Here is a 22480-nt window from a genome sequence, read left to right as displayed (position 1 = left end):
CGTCCTGAAAAAGCCAGCATTGGAAAAGGCTTATGGACACGCTGCAGAAGACCATCCACAATTCGGAAGAACCTGTCGTTTGTCGCTCCTGCGAGGCGCGCCATGGCGGGCTTTGCAGCAGCCTGACGCCGCAACAGCTTTGCGAACTGAACCGCCATTCCAGCCGCAAGAAACTTGAAGCGGGCAATGAGCTTCTCGGTCAGGGCGAACTCGTCACCTCCTACGGCAATATTTTGAACGGCGTGGTGAAGCTGTCGAAAATGATGTCGGATGGCCGCCAGCAGATCGTCGGCCTGCAATTTGCACCGGACTTTCTCGGCCGCCCGTTCATGGCGGAAAGCAAGATGACGGCGGAAGCCGCAACCGATGTGGAGATTTGTCTCTTCCCGCGCCGCGTCGTCGACCGCATGGTTTCCGAAGTGCCCGATATGGAACGCAAGCTCCACAACCAGTCCCTGAAGGAACTGGACGAGGCGCGCGACTGGATGCTGACGCTCGGGCGCAAATCGGCGCAGGAAAAGGTTGCCAGCTTCCTTTATTTGATCGCCACCCATATCGACCCGGAAAACGACGACAAATCCTGCTTCGACCTGCCGCTCTCACGCGCCGATATCGCCGATTTCCTTGGCCTCACCATCGAAACAGTTAGCCGCCAAATGACCAAGCTGCGCAAGGAAGGCATTATCCGTATCGAGAACAATCGGCATATCACCGTGCCTCATCTCAACGCGCTGAGCGAAGCCGCGGGCAACGACTGACGGAATTCGTCCTCTCACCGGCCCTGAAGCACAGGTGTTCCGAAATTGATGTCCGGTGCCCGCGCCTGAGCGGGTGCGAGCGCAAAACCGGCAAGAACCAGCAAAGCGGCGATGCATTTCATGATATTTCACCCCGTGCCCCGCTTTTTTTAAGCGGCCTGTTTGTTATGGCTGCATCATAAGCGGCAAACCGCATCCATCCGCTTAAGATCTTGGGTAAGCGGATAGTTCAAAGGCAGGGTAAAGAAGGGGTTATGATTGCCGGACGGCGCGCGCCGTCTAATGTCTTTACGGAAGGCTCGGCATCGCCACAAGTTTCTTCTCCCCGCCGGGGAGAAGGTGGCCCGAAGGGTCGGATGAGGGGGCAAGCTCGCGGGTTATCACTACCCTCGCCCCTTCATCCCGCTGCCGCGACCTTTTCCCCGGCGGGGAGAAGAAACAAGCGGCGATCGTTCGTTCCATTGGGGGGATGTGAAGACGTTAAAGCGCAGTCTAGCGAACCGCGTCAAATGCCCGGCATGATCTCACTGCGAAGCGGCAGGTGTCGCAACCGGCTTCTGGTTTTCGGCGAGCGCCCGCAATTCGGCAACCCGGCGATTATATTCAGCTTCGGAAATCTGCCCGTTTTTCCGCGCCGCGCCGAGACGCGAGAGGTTTGCTTCCATGGTGGAGGCCTCATCCTCACCCATCTGGGTGCCGGCGGCCGTCAGCGGCTGGGCGAAAGTGGGATAGGTGCCGGTGTTGCGCTTCTGGCTGACCGCCGTGTCGCTGACCGGGCGCGGGCCGACGATTTCGGCCGTCGGGCGGCGCATATGGGCGGGCGCGACGATCGGCTCCGGAGCCTTGCAGGCGGCAAGCGTGGCGGCGAGCATTACGCCGGAGAGCGAAAGAACAGCGATTCTTGCCGCATTTTCCGCATATGTTCCCCATGTCCCCATGTGCTTGCCCATCGTCATGTTCCGCCTGTAAGGATATCGCCGATATCGAATTCGACTGCGGTTCGGCCCTTTGCGCCTCCCCTTGCTGGTGGAACTTGTATTCGTTTTCATGCAGAATGTGCAAACACAAATTTGGCGGAGGATCGTGCATGGCAGGTGTTGACGGCGGCGGTGAGAAAAAGGGCGGCAAAACGCCCGGCTTCGACGCCAGTTCCGCCGAGGCCTACCTGATCCGCGACCCGGAAACCTTCGCGATCAACATCGCCCGTGCGCTCGAAAATCTTGGCAAAGCCGCCTCAGAATGGCTGGCGCCGCGCGAACGCGGTGACATCCCCCAAACCAGCGCCGATCCTGTGACCGATCTGGTCAAGACGCTGTCCGATGTCGCCGAATATTGGATGGCCGAACCGAAGCGGTCACTGGAGGCGCAGACCCATCTTCTCTCCAGCTACTACGATCTGTGGACGAAATCGCTGGCGCAATTTTCCGGCGACGCCGATTCGCCCCCGGAAAATGTGGCCGAAAGCGGGCCTGCACAACGCAGAAGCAAGCGTTTTGCCGATGCCGACTGGCAGACGAATCCGTTCTTCGATTTCCTGCTGAAAGCCTACCAGACCACGGTCGGTTTCGCCGACCGGATGGTGACGGAAGCCGATGGGCTGGATGAGCATACCCGCACCAAGGCGCTGTTTTACATGCGGCAGGTGACGGAGGCGCTTTCGCCCGCCAATTTCGTCTTCACCAATCCGCAGGTCTTCCGCGAAACGGTCGCCTCCAGCGGTGCCAACCTCGTCAAGGGCATGGCGCAACTGGCCGAGGATGTCGCGGCCGGCAACGGTCACCTGAAACTGCGCCAGACCGACTACAGCAAATTTGTCATCGGCCAGAATATCGCCGTCACACCAGGCAAGGTGGTGGCAAAAAGCCCGCTCTGCGAAATCATCCATTATGCCCCGACAACGGAAAAGGTCTTCAAGCGGCCGCTGCTGATCGTCCCGCCCTGGATCAACAAATTCTACATTCTCGATCTCAATCCGCAGAAATCCTTCGTCGGCTGGTGCCTTGAACAGGGCCACAGCGTCTTCATGGTCTCCTGGATCAACCCGGATGCGCGCCTCGCCGACAAGGGCTGGGACGACTACATCAGGGAAGGTATCGATTTCGCGCTCGACACGATTGAGGAGCGGACCGGTGAAAAGGACATCAACGCCATCGGTTATTGCGTCGGCGGCACGCTGTTATCCTCAGCGCTGGCGCTGCATGCGCAGCAGGGCAATGAGCGTATCCGCAGCGCCACGCTGCTCGCCGCCCAGACCGATTTCATCCATGCCGGCGATCTCAAGGTCTTCATCGATGAAGGCCAGCTGGCGGCGCTGGACAAGCACATGCAGGCGGTCGGTTATCTCGATGGCTCGATCATGGCCACGGTCTTCAACATGCTGCGCGCCTCCGATCTCATTTGGCCCTATGTGGTCGATAACTACCTGCGCGGCGCCGAGCCCCTGCCCTTCGATCTGCTCTACTGGAACTCCGATTCGACCCGGGTGACCGCCGCCAGCCACTCGTTTTATCTGCGCAATTGTTATCTCGAGAACAATCTCGCCCGTGGGCTGATGCGGGTCGCCGGCAAGCGGATCAATCTCGGCGATATCAAAATCCCGGTTTATGATCTCGCCACCCGCGACGACCATATCGCGCCGGCGAAATCGGTTTTCACGGGGGCCGCGCTGTTCGGCGGGCCGGTCGAATTCGTGCTCGGCGCATCCGGCCATATCGCAGGCGTTATCAATCCGCCGCAGCTTGAAAAGTACCAATATTGGACAGGCCCATCACCGGCCGGAGACTTCGACGCCTGGCAGGCCGCCGCCACCGCCCATAAGGGCTCCTGGTGGGTCCACTGGCAGAACTGGATCGAAAACCAGAATGCCGAAAGGGTGAAGGCGCGAAAACCGGGGGACGGCAAGCGGCCCGTGCTCGGCGATGCGCCGGGAACCTACGTCCTTTCGTAGGATGACGGTGAAAAAGATGACCACACACGACAGAAAGGTGTCTTCCCCTGGCGTTCACCTCATCCTCATTCCTGTAACAAGCACAGGGATGAGGGATAAAAGACCCCGCAAACACACACGCTTATCTTCAAGGCATCATGTTCTTCACACCCCCGCTTATTCCCGCAACGTTGATCTCCCGCTATAAGCGTTTCCTCTTCGATGCCGTTCTGGAAGACGGCACGGCGATCACCGGCTCCTGCCCCAATACCGGCTCCATGCGCGGGCTGACGACACCGGGCTCCCGCATATGGCTGTCCGAACATGACAGCCCCACGCGCAAGTACCGGCACATGCTGGAAATGGTCGAGGCCGATGGCACTACGGTCGGCATCAATACCGGCATGCCGAACCGGCTGACGGAAGAGGCGATCCTGAACGGCCGAATCCCCGAACTTGCCGGCTATTCGACGATCCGGCGCGAACAGAAATACGGCCGCAATTCCCGCATCGATTTTCTCCTATCCGAACCCGGCCGGCCGGATGCCTATGTGGAAGTCAAGAACGTGCATTTCATGCGCGAGCAAGGCCTCGCCGAATTTCCCGATACCGCCACTAAACGCGGTGCCAAGCACCTGGACGAGCTGGGTGACGCGGCGGAAGCAGGTTACCGTTCGGTGATGCTCTATCTCATCCAGCGCGACGATTGCGACCGGATGCGCATCTGCGACGATCTCGATCCCGTTTATGCGCTGGCGTTTCAGCGGGCAATAGTGCGCGGCGTGGAGGCCTATGCGGTGAAATGCACGGTCTCGCCCTCACAAATTTCGGTCAGCGGAACGGTTAAGATGGACGAATGGCGTCCGGCTGTTTTATGAACAGGAACGTAAAGACACAGAAAGCACTATGATGGTCACCTATATCGACGCAGCCTCCGCCCCCCTCAAGAATACCGGCGTCATCCGCCTCTATACGCCTGAGGATTTCGACGGGATGCGCAAGGCGTGCCAGTTGACGGCCCGCTGCCTCGATGAACTGGCGGCCATCGTCAAGCCGGGTGTGACGACCGACGCCATCGACCGTTTCGTCTTCGAATTCGGCGCCGACCACGGTGCGCTGCCGGCGACGCTGAATTATCGCGGTTATACGAAGTCCGTCTGCACCTCGATCAACCACGTCGTCTGCCACGGTATTCCTGACGAAAAGCCGCTGCGTGAGGGCGACATCGTCAATATCGACGTGACCTATGTGCTTGATGGCTGGCATGGCGATTCGAGCCGCATGTATCCGGTCGGCCAGATCAAGCGTGCGGCAGAACGCCTGATGGAAGTGACCTATGAATGCCTGATGCGCGGTATCGCGGCTGTAAAGCCCGGTGCGCGCACCGGCGCCATCGGCGCGGCCATCCAGGCCTATGCGGAAGCGGAACGCTGCTCTGTCGTGCGTGATTTCTGCGGCCATGGCGTCGGACGCCTGTTCCACGATACGCCCAACATCCTGCATTACGGCCAGCCGGAAGAAGGGCCGGAAATCCGCGAAGGCATGATCTTCACCATCGAGCCGATGATCAATCTCGGCAAACCGCATGTGAAGGTGCTTTCGGACGGCTGGACCGCGGTGACGCGTGACCGCTCCCTCTCCGCGCAATATGAACATGCCGTCGGCGTCACGGCCACCGGCTGCGAAATCTTCACGCTGTCACCGGGTGGTTTTGATCGTCCGGGCTTGCCGCCGCTTCCCCCCGCATAAGGCCAGACCCGCCCATGGCAAAACGCCCCGCCCCGCCTTCCGCCGATCTTTCCAAAACTCCCGGCTTTCAGGCGGGCGAAGGCGATCTGTTCGGCGAGACGGATGAGCGCGGCTTTTTTGCCGAACCGCGAAGCGGCGCGAAAAGGCCGGTAGCCATCGTCGAACAAGAAACCGATGCCGCCCACTATCACGGACATCGCGAGCGGCTGCGCGCGCGTTATCGCGATGGCGGTGACACAGCCCTTGCCGATTACGAATTGCTGGAGCTTCTTCTCTTCCGGCTGATCCCGAGGCGCGATACCAAACCCATTGCCAAGGCCCTGATCGCCCGTTTCGGAACGCTTGGCGGCGTGCTCGGCGCGCCCTTGCCGTTGTTGCAGGAGGTGAAGGGCGTGGGCGAAACCGTGGCGCTCGATCTGAAGCTCATCGCCTCCGTTTCCCAGCGTATGCTGAAAAGCGAGATCCGCAACAAGCAGGTGCTTAGCTCCTGGTCCTCGGTCATCGATTATTGCCACGCCGCCATGGCCCATGAAACGCGCGAACAGTTCCGCGTCCTGTTCCTCGACAAGCGCAACGTCCTGATCGCCGATGAGGTGCAGGGTCAAGGAACCGTGGATCATACACCAGTCTACCCGCGCGAAGTGGTGCGCCGCGCCCTTGAGCTTTCATCTACTGCTTTGATTTTAATACATAATCACCCAAGCGGAGACCCGACCCCTTCGCGCGCGGATATCGAGATGACCAAGACCATCGTCGATACGGCAAAGCCGCTCGGCATCACCGTCCACGACCACATCATCATCGGCAAGGACGGTCACGCCAGCTTCAAAGGCCTTCGGTTGATCTGAAGAAAACGCGAAAGTTTAACGCGAGCTGCAACCCATAGAGGCGACATCAACACAAAATTAACATCTATAAATTAGCATTTCCGAAAATAATAAATCAAGGCATCGAACCTTGATGCCAAAAGGAACGGGGGTGCTTTATGTTTAATGGAGTGCGTTTCTTTCGCGATAGATCTGGCTCGTCTGCTGTCGAGTTCGCCATCGTCGCACCGATATTCTTTCTCGTCCTGCTCACCATGATCGCCTATGGCATTTATCTTATGGCGGCCTATTCGGTGCAGCAGATCGCCGCCGACGCGGCGCGGACGGCGGTTGCCGGCCTCAATACGACCGAGCGCCAGCAGCTTGCCCGGGATTTCGTCACAAAAAGCGACCTCAGTTACGCCTTCATGGACAAGAGCCGCTTCACCGTCGATGTCGCCACCGATCCCGCCAATGCCAACCAGTTTACGGTGAAGGTTGAATATGACGCCCGCGATCTGCCGATCTGGAGCCTCTACAGCTACACCCTGCCCGAACCGGTCATCCGGCGTTTTTCCACCATCCGGATCGGAGGAGTATGACATGCGAGATATTCATTCCCTGCTTCCGCGCTTCCTGAAAGATAGAACGGGCAATATCGCCATTTCGGCGGGGCTCACCGCACCGCTTTTCATTGGCATATTGGCGCTCGGTGTCGATTACGGTTATCTGACATTGCAGAAACGGCAATTGCAGCAAACCGCCGATCTCGCCGCCATCTCGGCGGCAGCCAACGCCACGGACGCCGAAAAGGCGGTCCAGCAATATTTCGCCCTCAACGGCATGGATCTCGGCGTCAAGACCGACAAGGGTCTTTTGACCGAAAAGGGCCTGCAACCCTTCGATCCCCAGAATGAATTCGCCAACAGCAAGGGTTATGCCGAAGTCATCAAGGGGCACTACGAGCCGGATGCGACAGTCCCTGTCGGCCAGCGTTTCGTTGACAATGCCCTGCCCACCAATGCGATCAAGGTGAACATCGTCGAACAGGGGCAGATATTCTTCGCTTCCGCCTTCACCACGCCCCCGAAGGTTTCGGCGGTCGGAACGGCCTCAGCGCAGAAGATCGCGGCATTTTCAGTGGGATCGCGGCTGGCGAGCCTTGATGAGGGAATTCTCAACAGCCTGCTCGGCGGCCTTCTCGGCACCACGGTGTCGTTGAAGGTCATGGATTACCAGGCGCTTCTCGCCGCCGATGTCAATGCGCTGAAGATCGTTGAGGCGCTGGCCATCGATCTCAACCTCACCGCCGGCACCTATAAGGATGTGTTGCAGACGGAAATCAGCTACGGCAAATTCCTCGACGTGCTGACGAAAACCTCCGGCCTGCAGCCGGCGGTCGTCAACATTTTGAATACGCTGCAAAAAGCGGTCAACAAGAGCAACGTCAAGATCAAGCTCGAAGAAATCCTCAATCTCGGCCCGTTCTCCGACAAGCTGATCGGCACGGGTGAAAACCTCAAGGTCACCGCCGGCGTCTTCGATCTCATCAACGCCGCCGCCGTAGCGGGCAATGGCGGCAACCAACTGGGCCTTAATCTCAACGCCAATCTTCTCGGCCTCGCCTCGGTCAAGGCAACGCTTGCCATCGGTGAACCGCCCGTCGAAACGCCATCGCTCGCCGTCGGTGGTCAGGGCACCATCGTGCGCACCGCGCAGACCCGGCTTGCGGTCAATGTCGTGGTCGATGGCCTGCAGGCCATTGCCGGCCTCAAGGTCAACCTCCCGCTTTATGTGGAAGTCGCCCATGCAGAAGCACGGCTCGCCGATATCCGCTGCACCGGCGGCGGACAGGGCACGGTGGACGTGGAAGTCGTTCCCGGCGTTGCGGAAATCGCACTCGGCAATGTCGATACCTCGGCCTTTGCCAATTTCGGCAGGGATCCGCGCGTGACCAAGGCAGCCATCGTGGATTCGGCACTGCTTGCCATTAACGGCAGCGCCCTCATCAATGCCACCAATATGACAAAGACGAAGCTAACCTTCACCCAGTCGGATATTACACAGGCCAAGATCAAGAGCGTCTCGACCAAAGACACCGTCACGACGCTGGTCAGTTCGCTGTTGAAGAACCTCAACCTCGATATCAGGCTTTTTTTCATCAACCTTGATCTGGGGGGCCTCGCGGTCATCCAGTCGGCGCTGGCCAACACGCTGGCGACGGTCACAGCGCCGGTCGATCAACTGCTCTACAATGTGCTTCTGGTTCTCGGCGTCAAGATCGGCGAAGCGGATGTCCGGGTGACCGATGTCCGCTGCCAGCAGCCCGCGTTGGTTCAGTAATCTGGCACCACGCACGAAAAAGCCGCCGGATGGTCTCCCGGCGGCTTTTTTGTTTTATGTGCTCATTGCCTGGATCAGGCGTTGGCAATCGCCAGACGCTTCTCGTCGCGGCCGCTCTTCATGCGCTCGGATAGCAGGAATGCCAGTTCCAGCGCCTGATCGGCGTTGAGGCGCGGGTCGCAATGGGTGTGGTAACGGTCGGACAGCGAATCCGCCGTCACGGCGCGCGCGCCACCGGTGCATTCCGTCACGTCCTTGCCGGTCATCTCGATGTGGATGCCGCCCGGATGCGTGCCTTCGGCGCGGTGAATCTGGAAGAAGCTTTCGACTTCCGAAAGGATCCGCTCGAACGGACGCGTCTTGTAGTGATTGAGCGTGATCGTGTTGCCATGCATCGGATCGCAGGACCACACGACCTTCCGGCCTTCCTTCTCGACAGCACGGATGAGCTTCGGCAGGCTGTCCGCCACCTTGTCATGGCCGAAACGGCAAATCAGCGTCAGGCGGCCGGCCTCGTTCGCCGGGTTCAGCGCGTCGATCAGTTCGATCAGATTGTCAGGCGTCAGCGACGGACCGCATTTCAGACCAATCGGGTTCTTGATGCCGCGGAAATATTCCACATGCGCATGGTCGAGCTGACGCGTGCGGTCACCGATCCAAAGCATGTGTCCAGAGGTCGCGTACCAGTCGCCGGACGTTGAATCGACGCGGGTAAGCGCCTCTTCGTAACCGAGAAGCAGCGCTTCATGGCTGGTGAAGAAGTCGGTCTCGCGCAGGCTCGGATTGCTGTCAGCGCTAATGCCGATCGCCTTCATGAAATCCATGGTTTCGGAAATCCGGTCGGCCAGTTTGCGGTAACGATCCGCCTGCGGGCTGTCCTTGATGAAGCCGAGCATCCACTGGTGAACGTTTTCGAGATTGGCATAACCGCCCATCGCGAAAGCGCGCAGCAGGTTCAGCGTCGCAGCGGACTGGCGATAGGCGTCGAGCTGGCGCTCCGGGCTCGGAATGCGCGAGGCTTCGTTGAATTCGATACCGTTGATGATGTCACCGCGGTAGGACGGCAGGGAAACGCCATCCTGCACTTCCACGTTGGAAGAGCGCGGCTTGGCGAACTGACCGGCAATGCGGCCGACCTTCACGACGGGCAGCTGCGCGCCATAGGTCAGCACGACGGCCATCTGCAGGAACGCGCGGAAGAAGTCGCGGATGTTGTCTGCACCGTGCTCGAGGAAGCTTTCAGCGCAATCGCCGCCCTGCAGCAGAAAGGCGTTGCCTTCGGCCACATTGGCGAGCTGTTTCTTCAGGCGGCGGGCTTCGCCGGCAAACACCAACGGCGGGTAAGTCGCAAGCGTGGCTTCCGTTGCCGCAAGCGCTGCCGCATCCGGATATTCGGGAACCTGCTGGATCGGTTTCTGCCGCCAGCTGCCGGGGGTCCAATTCTGTGCCATGTTCTTAACCCTTTTTTCGCCCGCGCGACGTCGCGCGGCCGCCTCGAAAAATTGAGCGGCTTATAGCTCCAAGCATCGGCTTTGCATAGCCGATCCCTGAGCTAACAGGCTCATTCTGCCCGTTTTGGGCGTTCCAGACGTACAAAAGTCAATTCAAACGATTTAACAACCCCGCCGCCATTCGAAAACTTCGCTTTCAAAGGGCGGCAGGCTGATGGGGGCGGCGATTATATCGCGCCTGTACCGACGTTAAACACGCTCGCCATTCACCACGCGGTAGCTCGGCGAATACATCGTCACCAGTTCCTCGGACGCTGTCGGATGAACCGCCATGGTACGGTCGAAATCATCCTTGGTGCAGCCGGCTTTCAGCGTGATGCCGAGAAGCTGCGCCATCTCTCCCGCCTCATGGCCGAGAATATGCGCGCCGACGACTTTACGGTCGCTAGCATTGACGATCAGCTTCATGATCGTCTTTTCCTGACGGCCGGACAACGTCGCCTTCATCGGCCGGAACTGTGCGCGATAAACTTCCAGTTCCGGATATTTCTTGCCCGCTTCCTCTTCCGAAAGACCGACGGTGCCAATCTCCGGCTGCGAGAACACCGCCGTTGCGATCAGCTCGTGATCCGGCTTCGTTGGGTTGTTCTTGTATTCGGTCTCGATGAAGCACATGGCCTCGTGGATCGCCACCGGCGTCAGTTGTACCCGGTCGGTGACGTCGCCCAGCGCGAAGATACCAGGCACGTTGGTGCGCGAGTAATCATCAACGATGATCGCGCCCCGCGCATCCAGCTTCACACCGGCGTTTTCGAGACCGAGGCCCTTGGTGTTCGGATCGCGGCCGAGCGCCAGCATCACCAGACCGACATGCAGCGAGCTACCCTGTTTGGTGCGCGCCACGAAACCGCCCGCACCATCCTTGCTGACTTCCTCGATGATGTCTTCGAGAATGATGCGGATGCCCTTGGCCTCCATCGCCTCATGCAGACCCTTGCGCATGTCGTGATCGAACCGCGAGAGGATTTCCTTGCCGCGGTAAATCAGTGTCGTTTCAACGCCGAGCCCATGGAAGATATTGGCGAATTCGACAGCGATATAACCGCCGCCGGCAATCAGGATCGATTTCGGCAGTTCTTCCAGATCGAAGGCCTCGTTGGAGGAGATCGTCAGCTCATGGCCAGGCAGCGCCTTGTGCTCGTTCGGCGTGCCGCCGACAGCGATCACGATACGCTCGGCGGTGAAGGTCTCGCCGGTTTTTGTCAGCTTCACGGTATGGGCGTCGACCAATTCCGCCCGGCTGTCGAAAATATCGGCCTTGGCGTTTTCCAGACCCTTGCGGTAGAGCCCCTCGAGACGGGTGATTTCCTTGTCCTTGGCAGCGATCAGCTTCTTCCAGTCGAAGCTGCGCTCGCCGACGCTCCAGCCAAATCCTTCCGAGTCCTCGAAATGCTCCGGAAATTGCGAGGCATAAACGAACAGCTTCTTCGGCACGCAGCCGCGGATGACGCAGGTTCCGCCATAGCGATATTCCTCGGCGATCGCCACGCGCTTGCCGAGCGAGGCCGCCACGCGGCCGCTGCGCACGCCGCCGGAACCGCCACCGATGACGAAAAGATCGTAGTCATAAGCTGTCATAGTCAAAACCCCTGATCAAAACCGCCGTCCTCAGCCTCGAGACGGGCGGCGGCGCATTCACGGCACATATAGGTGCTGCGACGCACAAATGAAAAGCCCGGTCTTGCGGCCGGGCTTTGAATATTTCTGAATTGTCCGTTCACCCAATCAGGGCTTGGGAGCCGCCGGAGCGCCGCCCGTGGCGTTCTGATCGGCCGGAAGCGGCTTCAGATCGGCGCCGGCAACCTTCTGCAGTTCCGACATGCTGGAAGCGTTGAGGTCGCGGTTGATGCCGGCGGCCCAGATATCGGCGGCCTTCATCAGTTCGCGCGTGGCGATCGGGCCGTCCTTCAGGAGCTTCTTGCCGGCTTCGCTGCTGTAGAAGGTGGAAATGGCGTTCAGCTCTTCAACGGTGAAGGCGCGCGCATAGGTGAGCGCTGCTTCGCGCTCCAGATCGGCGCGGCGCGGCGCAAGCTCGAGAGCCTTCGCGTCAACAGTCTCGGTGATCGCATCCTGAACGTTCGGCGAAGCCTGAATGAGTTCGGCCTTCAGACGCTCCGCCAGACCCGGCAGAATGTCATCGAAACGGTCGGTAACGCCAAGAGAAGTGATCGCCTGCCGTGCGGCGGCGATATGCGCTTCAGAAATTTCCTGGGCGCGTGCGGCAGTACCGAACGCGATGCCGGAAATGAGGATCGAAGCAGCGGCAGCTTTGCCCAGTCCCGCTAGTTTGACCATGAAAATCTCGCTCCTGTTATACTGCCTGCATCACGCGGGCGCCTTCAGGACCCGCGATAATGGCAAGCGATGCCAAATTTATGAAAAGTCCGTGCTCGACGACGCCGGGAATCGTGTTCAGCTCGCGTGCTAGCGCTTCTGCATCAGGAATACGGCCAAAAGATGCGTCGAGGATAAGGTGCCCGCCATCGGTCATGAAGGCGCCGTCGCCGGAAGAGCGCAGCGCAAGCGTGCCGGAAAGCCCGGAACGCGACGCCAGTTTTTCGATGGCGATACGCGTCGCCACCTGGCCGAAAGGGTTGATTTCGATGGGAAGCGGAAAAGCGCCCAGCGTCTCCACCACCTTGCTCTGGTCGGCGATCACAATCATGCGGGCGGATGCCGCCGCAACGATCTTTTCGCGCAGAAGCGCGCCGCCGCCGCCCTTGACGAGGCGCAGCGCATGATCGACCTCATCCGCACCGTCGATGGTCAAATCCAGTTCCGGCAATTCATCCAGCGATTTCAGCGGCACGCCAAGCTCGACGCACAGGCGCGCGGTGCGCTCGGATGTCGGCACGCCCTCGACCTTGAGCCCTGCCGCGACCTTCTCGGCCAAAAGCCTGACGAATTCCTCGGCCGTCGAGCCCGTGCCGATACCGAGCCGCATCCCATCCTGTACATGGGACAATGCGGCCTCGGCGGCCTTGATCTTCATCTGGCGGGCATCCATGTGCCTGAAACTCCGGTAGCTTTATCGTCGCCGTGCTGTTTACACGGGTCGAAAGCCAAACGAAAGCCTTTTTCAAGTCAACGAACAGAACGTTGTCGTGTGCTTGCAAAGACAGGTCCATTTGCCTAGGCTTGACCCCAATGAAAGAATAAAAAGTTCAGCCCCGCGTTCCCCAAGAGGTCGTTTCCTTGACACCCCGCCCGCTCTCCCCGCTCGCCATTTTCGATCTCGACGGTACGCTGGTCGACACCGCCGCCGATCTTATTGCCAGCCTCAACCACACGATTGCCATCGCAGGGCTTGCGCCGGTCACTTATGAGGACATCACTCATCTCGTCGGCCAGGGTGCACGCGTAACGATCAAACGCGCCTTCGCTCTGCGGGAAAAGGAACTGCCGGAGGCAGGACTGGAACCGCTCTACGAACGGCTGATAGAGCATTACCGCGCAGAGATACCCGGAAAAAGCCGCCCCTATCCGGGCATTGTCGAGACGCTGGACGCACTCTCGCAAGCCGGCATCACGCTTGCCGTCTGCACCAACAAGACCGAAGTTCTCGCCCGTCCGCTGCTCGAAGAACTTGATCTTATGAAGTACTTTGCCGCGCTTACCTGTGGCGACAGTTTCGAATTCCGAAAGCCAGACGCGCGCCATATCCTGGGCACCATCGAAAGAGCCGGCGGCGACCCTAAGCGCACGATCATGGTCGGCGACAGCATCAACGACATCCTGGCCGCTAGGAACGCCAGTATCCCCTCCATCGGTGTTACCTTCGGCTACACGGACGTGCCGATGGCCGAGCTCGAACCGGATGTCGTGATCGACGATTTCGCAGCTCTGACACCAGCGCTCTTTGAAAAGCTGGTCGCCAAGGGGGCAGCGGCGGCTTGAGGGAGCGGCAGGAGAAACCGGACGACATAAAAGCAGACAGCGCTGAATGAGGATGATGCCCCCCTCACCCTCGACGTCATCCTCGGCCTTGTGCCGAGGATCTAATTGCGTCCTATAAATTGAGGCATTGCAGATGCTCGGGACAAGCCCGAGCATGACGGAAGAGAGAATTGAGCACCGTCGCCTGCGCTTTTTCTCTCGGTGATATTTCCATCAGATCGACGCAGCCCGCGCCTTCGTCGTCACGGCAAAGGCCTTCTGCACATAACTGTCACGATCATAGACATCGTCAAAGAACTGCACCTTGCCGTCCTTGTCCGGCCACGCGGTGAAATAGGCCACGTAGACCGGAATCTTCTCCGGCACCTGAACGGCGCGGTTCTTGCCCGACGCGATCTGCTCGCCGACCTTGTCGACGCTGGTGCCAAGAACGGCGGCGGCCATGCGGCGCGGATCGACGAGGCGGATACAGCCGTGGCTCAGCGCCCGCATGTCGCGGTTGAAGAAGCTCTTGGCAGGCGTGTCATGCATGTAGATGGCATGTGCATTGGGGAACAGGATTTTCAGATCGCCCAACGCATTGTCGCTGCTCGGCGGCTGGCGCACGGAAACGGCGTTGGTGGAGCCATACCAGTTGACGCTGGTGGAAGAGACCGCACGGCCGCCCACCTGCACTTCGTAACCGAGCCGGTCGAGATAGGACGGATCGCGGCGCAGCTTCGGCAGCATCTCGTTGACGATGATCGACTGCGGCACACCCCAATAGGGGTTGAACTCGACAGTCTGGATCTGGTCCTGAAAGAAATAGGTCTGGTTGGCCTTGGAGCCGACGACCACCTTCATACCGAACTGTTCCACGCCGTCATTGTGGTAGTAGGCCATGAACGCCGGCTGGTTGATGAAGACATAGCGTTGGCCGAGATCGGCCGGAAGCCAGCGGATCTGCTCCATGGCCACCTGCACCTTGGCGATCTTCGCGTCATTGCTTTCGCCGACCATGGCGCGCACGGTCGCGCGGCCGATAACGCCGTCCGGCTTCAGGCCGTTTTCGCTCTGGAACGCCTTCACCAGATCGACGAGATCGGGCGTATAGTCCGGCGTTTGCTGGTAAGCGGAAATGATTGCCGCATGCTCGGCCTTGAAGGCGGGCGAAGCGCGATGTTCGATGGCCATGACGACATTGGCCATGTCCGCGCTGCTATTGCCCGGCTTTAGCAATAGATCGGCAGGAACGCGGACGACATGCGCTGCATCGCCCTCGTCGCGCAGGCGCGCAAGTTCAGCCTTCAGCGCCAGATATTCGGCGCTCGACGGTTCGCGGCTGCGCAGATACGCGGCAACATCGGGGCTCAGGCCGGCAAGCTTCAGCACCGGTGCGAGGTTCACCGTCTTGCGCTTGAAATCGTGATAGCCGGAAAGCCGGTTCGGATCGACACGGCCGCGGGTCGTATCCTGAACATAGGCCAGAACCTTGGCGGAAAGCGCCAGCTCGAACTGCATCTGGGCCCGCTGATAGGCGTCGGACACGGGCGCCGAGGCCATCTCCACCGTCGTAGCGGTTGCAGCCGCGCCGGAAGCATTGGTGATGCTGGCCGTCACATCCTTTGCCGGTGGCGAAATGCTGTAATCGGCCGGATCGAGGCCGCTTTCATCGACCGTCTCGAGAAAGGCGATGACAGCGTTGGCGCGCGCGGTCAGCTCGCCTTCCGAAACCCACAGCGTCTTGCCGCCGGCGCCGTAATAGGCTTCCAGTGCCTTGGCGATCTCAGGGGTGGCGCTGAACTTCAGATTGGCAAGGCCTTCACCGAAATTCGCCGTGTTTACCGCACGGGCCGAATCCGCCTTGTAGTTGTAATAGCGCGGGCCTGAAACACGCGGCAATGGCTCGGGATCGGAAGCATCGGCGCTTTGGCCCGCACTCGATCCGGAGGGTGAGGTAACGATGCCGGCCGGCGGCAACTCGCCGCGATCCCGCGCGATCTTACCGGGGCCACCGCGCAGGAGGTCCATCAGCGTTACCGCCCCGGCACTGCCGGGAAGAGCGGTGGAAACGGAAAGACCGAGAGCCAGCACCAGTGCTGCCGATGTTTTTCCAGATGTGACTTGCAATTTGATCCTCGTAGCACCCAGCACCGCCAGCAAAAGGCGGGCATCAGTTTCATGCCTGTCTAGCCGATAGACGGCCAGTTGAAAAGAAAACGCGAAAAAGCCCACAACCGTGCCGAAATGAACCTTATAATACAGCCAAAGCCATAAAAACGTAATTTCCAGAATTGGCGAGAATGGTTAAATTTCTATTTATTTCATTCACTTTGCCCTGCCCATCAGCTCATCACGGCACCCCGGAAAGCCCGGTTCGCCGGCCATTTCGCGTCGTAGTAAAAATGACACGCCGGCACCTTTTTCGCCCCGCGCCGCGCCATACGGCGAAATCGCTTTTGCGCGGCGGGAAATATCTGCCTGCGCCGCATTGCAGCGCTTTCATTGCCGGCGCGATGATTCTATATATCGGCCGCGCAAGGCGGGCGAAGGCGCCGTTTTGGCGGAGGAAAACGAGGAAAAAAGGCAAGATTGATGACAGCCACACGGACGGAAACCGATACATTTGGACCCATTGAAGTTCAGGCCGATCGCTATTGGGGCGCCCAGGCGCAGCGCTCGCTCGGCAACTTCAAGATCGGCTGGGAAAAGCAGCCCGCCTCTGTCGTTCGCGCGCTCGGCATCGTCAAGCAGGCCGCAGCCCGCGCCAATATGGCGCTTGCCGGCCTCGACCCGAAGATCGGTGAGGCCATCATCGCCGCCGCGCAGGAAGTGATCGACGGCAAGCTGACCGAGCATTTTCCGCTCGTCGTCTGGCAGACCGGCTCCGGCACCCAGTCCAACATGAACGCCAATGAGGTGATTTCCAACCGCGCAATCGAAATGCTCGGCGGCGAAATGGGCAGCAAGAAGCCCGTGCACCCCAACGACCACGTCAATATGAGCCAATCCTCGAACGACACCTACCCCACTGCGATGCATATCGCCTGCGTGGAAGAGATCGTTCATCACTTGCTGCCGAGCCTCAAGCACCTGCACAAGGCGTTGGAAGCCAAGGTCAAGCAGTTCGAAAAGATCATCAAGATCGGCCGCACCCACACGCAGGATGCAACGCCGCTGACGCTCGGCCAGGAATTCTCCGGTTACGCCGCGCAGGTCGCCTCCGCCATCGCCAACATCGAAACCACCCTGCCCGCGCTTTCCAAGCTCGCCCAAGGCGGCACCGCCGTCGGCACGGGCCTCAATGCTCCGGTTGGTTTTGCCGAAAAGGTCGCAGAGGAAATTTCCAAGATCACCGGCCTGCCCTTCGTCACCGCCCCGAACAAGTTCGAAGCGCTCGCCTCGCATGATTCCATGGTCTTCTCCCATGGCGCGATCAATGCGGCTGCGGCTGCGCTCTTCAAGATCGCCAACGACATCCGCTTCCTCGGCTCCGGCCCGCGCGCCGGTCTCGGCGAACTCTCGCTGCCGGAAAACGAGCCCGGCTCGTCGATCATGCCTGGCAAGGTCAACCCCACCCAGTCGGAAGCGCTGACGCAGGTTTGCGCCCACATCTTCGGCAACAATGCAGCACTGTCCTTCGCCGGTTCGCAGGGTCACTTCGAGCTCAACGTCTATAACCCGATGATGGCCTACAACTTCCTGCAGTCGGTCCAGCTTCTGGGCGACGCCGCCGTCTCCTTCACCGACAATTGCGTCGTCGGCATCGAGGCCCGCGAAGACAACATCAAAAAGGGCGTCGAAAACTCGCTGATGCTGGTGACGGCGCTGAACGGCAAGCTCGGCTACGACATCTGCGCCAAGATCGCCAAGACCGCGCACAAGAACGGCACGACGCTGCGCGACGAGGCCGTCGGCGGCGGATACCTCACCAACGAGGAGTTCGACCAGTATGTGCGCCCGGAGAACATGATCGGGCCGAAGTAATCGGTTTGGATTTTGATGGAATGCAGAACGGGCCTTCGGGCCCGTTTTTTGTTTGCTGTAAGCGCATGACACTACCTCGCACAGCTGACAAGCCTTTCCCCCATACTCGACGTCATCCTCGGGCTTGACCCGAGGATCTACTAACGTCTCAAGCGCTGTGACGGGGATGGATCCTCGGGTCAAGCCCGAGGATGACGGAGGGAAGGTATCACCCAACAAAAAAGGGCCGCAAAAGCGGCCCTCTTCATCTCATTCAAACCGTCAAACCAGCCGGCTCTGCTCTACCGCCGCTTCCACGAAGCTCGCGAACAGCGGATGCGGGTCGAGCGGACGGCTCTTCAGTTCCGGATGGTACTGAACGCCGATGAACCACGGATGGTCAGGATATTCCACCGTTTCCGGCAGGACACCATCAGGAGACATGCCCGAGAAGACGAGACCGCATTCTTCCAGACGGTCCTTGTAGTCCACATTCACCTCATAGCGGTGACGGTGGCGCTCGGAAATATCCGTGGAGCCGTAAATCTCAGCGATCTTGGTGTCTTTCTTCAGCGCCGCCTTGTAGGCGCCGAGGCGCATCGTGCCGCCGAGATCGCCCTTGGAGGAGCGTTTCTCCAACTCGTTGCCCTTCACCCATTCGGTCATCAGACCAACGACCGGCTCGGACGTCGGCCCGAATTCGGTGGAGGAGGCATGTTCGATGCCGGCCAGATGACGGGCCGCTTCAACGACCGCCATCTGCATGCCAAAGCAGATGCCGAAATAGGGCACGTTGCGCTCACGCGCGAACTGTGCCGCCATGATCTTGCCTTCCGAACCGCGCTCGCCAAAACCGCCCGGCACCAGAATGCCGTTGACCTTTTCCAGATAGGGCGTCGGATCTTCCTTTTCGAAGACTTCCGACTCGATCCACTCAAGCTTGACCTTGACGCGGTTCGCAAAGCCGCCGTGATGCAGCGCCTCGATCAGCGACTTATACGCGTCCTTGAGACCGGTATATTTGCCGACAATCGCAATCGTCACTTCGCCTTCCGGCGTGCGGATGCGGTTGCAAACCTCTTCCCACTGTTCCAGACGCGGCTTCGGCGCCGGCTCGATGCCGAAAGCGGCCAGCACTTCCGAATCGAGGCCTTCCTTGTGGTAGGCAATCGGAACGTCGTAGATATTCGCCACATCCAGTGCCTGGATGACGGCGGAAGGACGCACGTTGCAGAATAGCGAAAGCTTGCGGCGTTCGGCTTCCGGGATTTCCCGGTCGGCGCGCACCAAGAGGATGTCGGGATGAATACCGAGCGCCTGCAGCTCCTTGACGGAATGCTGGGTCGGCTTGGTCTTCAGCTCGCCGGCTGCCGGAATATAGGGCATCAGCGTCAGGTGAAGATAGATCGCCGTGCCGCGCGGCAGGTCGTTGCCGAGCTGACGGATCGCCTCCATGAACGGCATCGCCTCGATATCACCCACCGTGCCGCCGATTTCGCAGATGACGAAGTCGTAATCGTCATTGCCTTCGGTGACGAAATCCTTGATCTCGTTAGTGACATGCGGAATGACCTGAACGGTCGCGCCGAGATAATCGCCGCGCCGTTCCTTGTCGATGATGTTCTTGTAGATGCGGCCGGTCGTGATGTTGTCGGTCTTGGTGGCTGAACGCCCGGTAAAGCGTTCATAGTGGCCAAGGTCGAGGTCCGTCTCGGCACCGTCATCCGTCACGAACACTTCGCCGTGCTGTGTCGGGCTCATGGTGCCGGGATCGACGTTCAAATAGGGGTCAAGTTTGCGAAGCCGCACCCGATAACCACGGGATTGCAACAAAGCTCCGAGTGCTGCCGCGGCGATGCCCTTGCCTAGAGAGGAGACCACGCCGCCTGTGATGAATACATATCGCGCCATGGGATTCACCGGATACCTTTTTACCTCTGATTCCGCCAGCCCAAATTTCATGCTTTCGAAAATTCGCTGTTGACGAATTTGCGATGGGTCACAGGCCGGAATGCGAACAAAAGAAAACCGGCAGGCTTTTGGCCTGCCGGAGCGTTAAATCATAACCGGGCTTATTGACCGGTCGGAACTGCGTTCGGATCGGCTGGCTGCGCCGGGGCCGGCGCGGCCGTGCCGGAAGCGGCCGGAGCCGGGGTCGTCTGAGCCGGTGCGGCTGCACCATTGGTCGGAACGCCATTCTCAGCCGGAGCGGGCGTCGACGGCGTCGTCGCCGGGCCGAGCGTATCGAGAATGCCGTTACCCTGGCCCTGCGTGGCCGGAATACGGTTCAGAATGTCGGTCGGGCGCGATTCGTAGCGCGTCAGGAGACCGAGGCCGAGCGAGGTCGCGAAGAACAGCGCGGCAAGGATCGCCGTGGTGCGCGTCAGCGCATTGGCCGTTCCGCGCGCGGACATGAAGCCCGAACCGCCGCCGATACCGAGGCCGCCGCCTTCGGAACGCTGGATCAGGACCACGCCGACAAGCGCCAGCACGATCATGAGGTGAATAACAATCAAAACGGTCTGCATGACAATCCATTCCATGCCCCGCGCGGAGCACTACAAAGAAGGTTTCGCGGCTCTTTACATGAGGCGAAGGCTTATTCCAAGCCCCTTTCCCGCTCCACTCGCAGGAAAGCTCCGATCAAGCCGTCAGTTGCTCGTATGCCGCATAGATGGACAGGAAGTCGGAGGCTTTCAAGCTCGCACCGCCGATCAGCGCGCCGTCGACGTTTTCAACACCCATCAACTCCAGCGCATTGGCGGGCTTCACCGAGCCGCCATAGAGGATGCGCATGGTCTTGCCGGCGTCGCCGAAGCGCTTGACGAGTTCGTCGCGCATGAAGGCATGGGCCTCGCGCACATCGTCCACGGTGGGTGTCAGACCCGTGCCGATCGCCCACACGGGCTCATAGGCGATGACGGTATTTTCCGCCGTCGCCTCATCCGGCAGGGAGCCGGCGAGCTGGCGCTTGAGAATATCGAGCGTCTGACCCGCCTTGCGCTCATCCGCCGTTTCGCCGATGCAGACGATTGCGATGAGATCGGCCTGATGGGCGGCGGATGCCTTGGCGCGCACCAGATGATCGGTCTCGGCATGGTCGGTGCGGCGCTCCGAATGACCAACGATGACATGGGTGCCGAAGCAGTCGGCGATCATCTCAGCGGAAATATCGCCGGTGTGCGCGCCGGAGGCGTTCTGGTGGCAATCCTGAGCGCCGATCATCAGCGGGCTGTCATCGCAGAGCGCGGTGGCGACATAAAGCAAGGTCGAAGGCGGGCAGATCAGCGCATCCACCTTCTGGGAAAGCGCGCCCTTGACGCCCTCTGCCATGGCCTTGATCTGATCGAGCGAGGCACGCGTGCCGTTCATCTTCCAGTTTCCGGCTACAAGCGGTCGAACATTCGGCGTCATGCGTATCCCATTCCCTTTGTCTAGCAGCGCCGCTGGCGGCGCTCCAACCCTCGGCCTCCAGAGGCCCTTGATCACGACAGAAGCTCTGCCGGAATTTTCCCGGATATTCCTTTAGCCGCAGGCAGCGACAATTGGTACAAAAAAGCGGTGCAAGGGTTAAAACCAGCTGCGAATTTGAAAAATTTGTCGTGAGGACGCCCTGAATGCTCCCCTAACGGCTCAAAATCCAGTTCAAGACCGCCCGCCAGTCGGTCATGCGCACCGGCGTTCCGTGGCTGCCGGTCTCGTAACGCGTGAACCGCGCCGGCTCGCCAGCCTTCAACAACGTGCGGAAGATCGTCGCTTGCTGATCGGCCGAATAAACCTTGTCGGCGCTGCCGTGGGTAAACCAGACCGGCTTCTTCGCCTTTGCAAAAGCGCTTTTCGGAAAATCCGGATCGACCGCCCCGCCGAGGATCGCCATGCCCTTGAGATTGGCGACGGCCGCCTTGTCACGGCTGATGCCATAGCAGATGAAACTACCCATGGAGGCGCAGGTCAGAATAACAGGCTTACCGCCCGACTTTCCCGCCGCATCCGCAATCAGCGCCGCGATATCGGCAACGCCGTTCTCATCGAAGAAACGAACGCTTGGCGCATAATAGGTGCCTCCATTGGCGACAGCCAGATTTTTCAGCCTGTTGAAGTTGCCGCCGAAGGTGTAGTCGTTCATGCCGAGCCGCCGGTCACCGCCGCGCCCGTGGATGAAGATGACGGTGAAGGCCTGGCCGCTCGCCGGCCCGACGCGACCGACCTCAAGCGCCCTGCCCCCGGCGGAAACGGTTTCGAGCGCCTGCGCCTTCTTCGGCGTCATATCGACATATTGTCGTTTCACCCGGCGTTCCGGCACCTCGTCGCGACCATTGATATCGCGCATTTCCTGATAGTCGATGACCTCGGACGCGCCGCCATCGCCGCTGGAAAGCACCGTATGGGCGGAAAACAGCTCATCCTTGAAGGGACGCAGCGGCCCATCAGCGGCAGAGGCCGCAACCGGCATTGCCGCCACAGTCAGGCTAAAAAGAGTACAAAACGTGAAATGAACTGTGGACATGCCTTGGCTAACCGTTCATTCGTGGCTGCGAGACTTGC

At 59.9% G+C, this 22480-nt stretch carries 19 protein-coding genes; 9 read left to right on the top strand and 10 right to left on the bottom strand.

Annotated elements, in window-relative coordinates; genetic code table 11:
* The first annotated feature begins 32 nt into the window (after positions 1 to 32).
* Entirely contained in the window at positions 33 to 758 is a 726-nt protein-coding gene (fnrN, locus tag BS627_RS05385; RefSeq protein ID WP_077982228.1) for a transcriptional regulator FnrN, read from the top strand.
* 524 nt (positions 759 to 1282) lie between these two features.
* Here the strand turns inward: fnrN and BS627_RS05375 are convergent.
* The gene (locus BS627_RS05375; protein ID WP_244634914.1) at positions 1283 to 1708 is read right to left on the bottom strand and encodes a hypothetical protein; all 426 of its coding nucleotides are present in this window, start codon (positions 1706 to 1708) and stop codon (positions 1283 to 1285) included.
* 137 nt (positions 1709 to 1845) lie between these two features.
* Between BS627_RS05375 and BS627_RS05370 the strand changes: the two genes are divergently transcribed.
* The 6 genes from BS627_RS05370 (at position 1846) to BS627_RS05345 (ending at position 8582) form a co-directional block, all read left to right on the top strand.
* On the top strand, positions 1846 to 3705 hold the full coding sequence (locus BS627_RS05370; protein WP_077982225.1) for a PHA/PHB synthase family protein: 1860 nt from the start codon (positions 1846 to 1848) through the stop codon (positions 3703 to 3705).
* A 137-nt stretch (positions 3706 to 3842) separates the two neighbouring features.
* The gene (gene sfsA / locus BS627_RS05365; RefSeq protein WP_077982224.1) at positions 3843 to 4562 is read left to right on the top strand and encodes a DNA/RNA nuclease SfsA; all 720 of its coding nucleotides are present in this window, start codon (positions 3843 to 3845) and stop codon (positions 4560 to 4562) included.
* A 31-nt stretch (positions 4563 to 4593) separates the two neighbouring features.
* Entirely contained in the window at positions 4594 to 5433 is an 840-nt protein-coding gene (gene map / locus BS627_RS05360; protein ID WP_173989629.1) for a type I methionyl aminopeptidase, read from the top strand.
* A 14-nt stretch (positions 5434 to 5447) separates the two neighbouring features.
* A complete protein-coding gene (gene radC, locus BS627_RS05355) occupies positions 5448 to 6281 on the top strand; it encodes a RadC family protein (protein ID WP_077982222.1) in 834 nt (277 codons plus the stop codon).
* 137 nt (positions 6282 to 6418) lie between these two features.
* Complete coding sequence (locus tag BS627_RS05350; protein ID WP_077982221.1) at positions 6419 to 6841, top strand: TadE/TadG family type IV pilus assembly protein; 423 nt, start codon at positions 6419 to 6421, stop codon at positions 6839 to 6841.
* A gap of 1 nt (position 6842) precedes the next feature.
* Entirely contained in the window at positions 6843 to 8582 is a 1740-nt protein-coding gene (locus BS627_RS05345) for a TadG family pilus assembly protein (protein WP_077982220.1), read from the top strand.
* Positions 8583 to 8656: 74 nt separating this feature from the next.
* Here BS627_RS05345 and BS627_RS05340 read toward each other — a convergent pair whose 3' ends face one another.
* The 4 genes from BS627_RS05340 to rpiA form a co-directional block, all read right to left on the bottom strand.
* Positions 8657 to 10033 carry a class II 3-deoxy-7-phosphoheptulonate synthase gene (locus BS627_RS05340; RefSeq protein WP_077982219.1) on the bottom strand — a complete coding sequence of 459 codons (1377 nt, stop codon included), beginning with the start codon at positions 10031 to 10033 and terminating at the stop codon, positions 8657 to 8659.
* Between the two features lie 249 nt (positions 10034 to 10282).
* Positions 10283 to 11671 carry a glutathione-disulfide reductase gene (gor, locus tag BS627_RS05335; protein ID WP_077982218.1) on the bottom strand — a complete coding sequence of 463 codons (1389 nt, stop codon included), beginning with the start codon at positions 11669 to 11671 and terminating at the stop codon, positions 10283 to 10285.
* Between the two features lie 147 nt (positions 11672 to 11818).
* Positions 11819 to 12388 carry a DUF2059 domain-containing protein gene (locus tag BS627_RS05330; protein ID WP_077982217.1) on the bottom strand — a complete coding sequence of 190 codons (570 nt, stop codon included), beginning with the start codon at positions 12386 to 12388 and terminating at the stop codon, positions 11819 to 11821.
* Between the two features lie 16 nt (positions 12389 to 12404).
* Positions 12405 to 13100: a ribose-5-phosphate isomerase RpiA gene (gene rpiA, locus BS627_RS05325; protein ID WP_077982216.1), complete on the bottom strand. Its 696-nt coding sequence runs from the start codon at positions 13098 to 13100 to the stop codon at positions 12405 to 12407.
* A 188-nt stretch (positions 13101 to 13288) separates the two neighbouring features.
* On the opposite strand from rpiA, the gene BS627_RS05320 reads away from it, so the two are divergent.
* On the top strand, positions 13289 to 13990 hold the full coding sequence (locus BS627_RS05320) for an HAD family hydrolase (protein ID WP_077982215.1): 702 nt from the start codon (positions 13289 to 13291) through the stop codon (positions 13988 to 13990).
* A gap of 213 nt (positions 13991 to 14203) precedes the next feature.
* Here BS627_RS05320 and BS627_RS05315 read toward each other — a convergent pair whose 3' ends face one another.
* Complete coding sequence (locus BS627_RS05315; protein WP_202048179.1) at positions 14204 to 16099, bottom strand: L,D-transpeptidase family protein; 1896 nt, start codon at positions 16097 to 16099, stop codon at positions 14204 to 14206.
* A gap of 465 nt (positions 16100 to 16564) precedes the next feature.
* Here BS627_RS05315 and fumC point away from each other — a divergent pair, with 465 nt between their 5' ends.
* Positions 16565 to 17956, top strand: coding sequence for a class II fumarate hydratase (gene fumC / locus BS627_RS05310; RefSeq protein ID WP_077982214.1), 1392 nt, complete (start codon positions 16565 to 16567; stop codon positions 17954 to 17956).
* A 261-nt stretch (positions 17957 to 18217) separates the two neighbouring features.
* Here the strand turns inward: fumC and BS627_RS05305 are convergent, their stop codons facing one another.
* The 4 genes from BS627_RS05305 to BS627_RS05290 form a co-directional block, all read right to left on the bottom strand.
* A complete protein-coding gene (locus tag BS627_RS05305) occupies positions 18218 to 19855 on the bottom strand; it encodes a CTP synthase (protein ID WP_162520379.1) in 1638 nt (545 codons plus the stop codon).
* 152 nt (positions 19856 to 20007) lie between these two features.
* Positions 20008 to 20463, bottom strand: a complete 456-nt coding sequence (gene secG / locus BS627_RS05300; protein ID WP_003524802.1) for a preprotein translocase subunit SecG — start codon at positions 20461 to 20463, stop codon at positions 20008 to 20010.
* A 115-nt stretch (positions 20464 to 20578) separates the two neighbouring features.
* The gene (gene tpiA, locus BS627_RS05295) at positions 20579 to 21349 is read right to left on the bottom strand and encodes a triose-phosphate isomerase (RefSeq protein ID WP_077982212.1); all 771 of its coding nucleotides are present in this window, start codon (positions 21347 to 21349) and stop codon (positions 20579 to 20581) included.
* Between the two features lie 211 nt (positions 21350 to 21560).
* Complete coding sequence (locus tag BS627_RS05290) at positions 21561 to 22442, bottom strand: alpha/beta hydrolase (protein WP_077982211.1); 882 nt, start codon at positions 22440 to 22442, stop codon at positions 21561 to 21563.
* Positions 22443 to 22480: the final 38 nt, after the last annotated feature.

The sequence above is a fragment of the Agrobacterium salinitolerans genome, from assembly GCF_002008225.1.
GTDB lineage: Bacteria > Pseudomonadota > Alphaproteobacteria > Rhizobiales > Rhizobiaceae > Agrobacterium > Agrobacterium salinitolerans.
Note: the sequence above shows the minus strand (reverse complement) of the source record. Positions and strands in the feature narration are given on the sequence as shown.